Consider the following 2,297-nt stretch of genomic DNA (forward strand, 5'->3'; position numbering starts at 1 on the left):
TCCGCCAATCGCGTCGGAGCCGATCATGGTGCGGCGTCTTGAAGACGTGCACACCTCCCCACTGCACATCCCACGACGGCACCACCAGGCGCTTCCCGCTGTCGCCGACCCGAAGATCGCCGAACACTCCGGCCAGAGCGGCGCGCAGCGCGTCGGCGTCGTACACCGGCCGGAACAACTGACGGCCGCGACGCCACACACGGCGACGCGAATGCGGGAAGACCCGTTCGATCAGCAGCTCGTAGTGCTCGACGATCTCCGCGGGACGAAGCCCGGCGCCTAGTGCGAGCGCGATGATTCCACCCGCAGACGTACCGGCGATCAGGTCGAACGAGTCCGCAACAACAACACCGAGGTCCTCCTCGAGCTGGGCCAACACGTGGGCAGTGAACAACGCCTTCGCGCCGCCACCGTCCAAGGCGAGGACCTGCAGGCGACCGGCCCAAACCACGTCAGCCCCACGCCCAGCCGCATCAGAAGAGCCATCAGTCATCTCGTTCACCGCCGGCGTGGTGTTGGTGGAATTACATACGTGTAATTATGATACGCCGTTCCACCGACACTCACTCGGTTCGCGAGAACCAGGCGATCGAATCGTCGCCCCCCGTGACGTCGCGAAATTCGCAACTCGCTCGACGGACGTCGCGGAGTTTGCGGGGCCAATCGAGGACCGAAACCTCCGCCCGGCACATACGGCGCCTCGCGTCCGTCTACAGACGTCGTTCTCAAGAACATGACGGATCCGCCACTTGTCCGCCACTTCATCTGAGAATCCGCCATCTTCGCCGAGAACCTACAAGCCCCGTCAGACCCCCGCGGCCATATCGGTGAACCGCGAGTAGTGACCCTGGAACGCGATCTCGAGCGTCGCGGTCGGGCCGTTGCGGTGCTTGGCGACGATGAGGTCCGCCTCGCCCGGGCGGGTGTCCTTGTCGTAGACGGAGTCGCGGTGCAGCAGGATCACCATGTCGGCGTCCTGCTCGATGGAGCCTGATTCACGCAGGTCGCTCACCTGGGGACGCTTGTCCTGGCGCTGCTCGGAACCACGGTTCAGCTGCGACAGCGCGATGACCGGCACCTGCAGCTCCTTCGCCAGGAGCTTGAGCGCCCGCGAGAACTCGCTGACCTCCTGCTGGCGGCTCTCGACCCGCTTGCCGCTGGTCATGAGCTGCAGGTAGTCGATGATGACCATCTTCAGCCCCGCGCGCTGCTTGAGCCGCCGGCACTTCGCGCGGATCTCGACGAGCGTCATGTTCGGGCTGTCGTCGATGTAGAGGGGTGCATCGTTGATGCGGCCACGGGTGGCGGCGATCGTCGTCCAGTCGCGCGAGTCGAGCGTGCCCTTGCGCATGTTCTGCAGCGGCACCGATCCTTCCGCGCTGAGCAGACGCATCGCGATCTCGCTGCGCCCCATCTCGAGTGAGAAGAAGATCGTCGGCATGTCATGCTTGATGGCCGCGGCCCGCGCGAAGTCGAGCGCGAGCGTCGACTTGCCCATGGCGGGACGGGCGGCGACGACGATCATCTGACCGCCGTGGAGGCCGTTGGTGAGTTCGTCGAGCGACTGGAACCCGGTCGGGATGCCGGTCATCTGACCGTCGCGGCCACGGGCCGCCTCGATCTCCTCGACGGCCGCGTCGACGGCGAACGTCAGCGCGACGTAGTCCTCCGCCTCCTGGGCACCGGTCACCGAGTAGATCTCGGCCTGCGCACTGTTGACGAGGTCGACGGCCTCGCCCTGCCCCGAGTAGCCCATCTGCACGATGCGGGTTCCGGCCTCGACGAGGCGGCGCAGCAGCGCCCGCTCCGAGACGATGCCCGCGTAGTAGCCGGCGTTGGCCGCGGTCGGCACGATCGAGGTCAGGCTGTGCAGGTAGTCGGCGCCGCCGGCGCGCTGCAGGTCGCCGCTCTTGATGAGCTCGTCGGTGACGGCGACGACGTCGGTCGGCTCGCCGTGCGCGTAGAGCGAGTGGATCGCGTCGAAGATCAGCTCGTGCTTCGGCACGTAGAAGTCGACACCGCGCAGTGTCTCGATGACGTCGGCGACCGCGTCCTTGGAGAGCATCATGCCGCCGAGGGTGCTCTGTTCCGCCAGCGCGTCATGCGGGGGCGTGCGCTCGTTCTGGCGTGGTCCGCCCCAGCGCTCATCCGAGATGTCGGCCAGCGTCATCCGGGCTCCCCTCCAGCAGTTCGGGATGCCGCGGCATCCCCGTCATTCCATCGTCTCGGTGGTTCGCGTGAGTCGTTTCCACCCGAGTTCCCCCATTGGAACACCGGGCGCCGACACCGCTCTCGCG

2 protein-coding genes are annotated in these 2,297 nt (G+C 66.7%); both read right to left on the reverse strand.

Going from position 1 to position 2,297, the window contains the following annotated elements; genetic code table 11:
- Window positions 1–493: patatin-like phospholipase family protein (locus ASG00_RS15690; protein ID WP_235559186.1), on the reverse strand; the 493-nt coding region annotated here is incomplete at its 3' end.
- Window positions 494–805: 312 nt separating this feature from the next.
- On the reverse strand, window positions 806–2,170 hold the full coding sequence (gene dnaB, locus ASG00_RS05345) for a replicative DNA helicase (RefSeq protein WP_045246938.1): 1,365 nt from the start codon (window positions 2,168–2,170) through the stop codon (window positions 806–808).
- Window positions 2,171–2,297 lie beyond the last annotated feature (127 nt).

Source organism: Microbacterium sp. Leaf351 (genome assembly GCF_001423825.1).
GTDB lineage: Bacteria > Actinomycetota > Actinomycetes > Actinomycetales > Microbacteriaceae > Microbacterium > Microbacterium ginsengisoli.